Source organism: Rhizobium ecuadorense (genome assembly GCF_001187535.1).
GTDB lineage: Bacteria > Pseudomonadota > Alphaproteobacteria > Rhizobiales > Rhizobiaceae > Rhizobium > Rhizobium ecuadorense.
This window is the reverse complement of record NZ_LFIO01001232.1, coordinates 1-240: the sequence shown is the minus strand read 5'-3', so window position 1 is coordinate 240 and position 240 is coordinate 1. Positions and strand designations below refer to the sequence as shown.

Annotated in this window: 1 protein-coding gene; it reads right to left on the bottom strand. The window is 55.0% G+C overall.

What is annotated here, in order from left to right; translation table 11 throughout:
- On the bottom strand, nt 1-209 hold a 209-nt coding region (locus AF337_RS40885), incomplete at its 3' end, for an SDR family NAD(P)-dependent oxidoreductase (protein ID WP_152971191.1).
- Nucleotides 210-240 lie beyond the last annotated feature (31 nt).

Below are 240 nucleotides of genomic sequence, written 5' to 3'. Positions count from 1 at the left end.
CTTTCACTGTCACTGACATCGACGACAAATTCACGGGCGCGGCCTCCCTCTGATCTGATTGCGGCGGCAATCGTGTGTGCTGCGTCAGCATTGATATCGGCGACAACAACCTCGGCACCCTCCTCAGCGAGGTGTCGGGAAACGGCGGCACCAATTCCGGAACCTGCGCCCGTTACGATCGCGATTTTTCCTTCCAGGCAAAGCTTCATCGTCTCTGTCCTTGTTGATATGCTAATATTC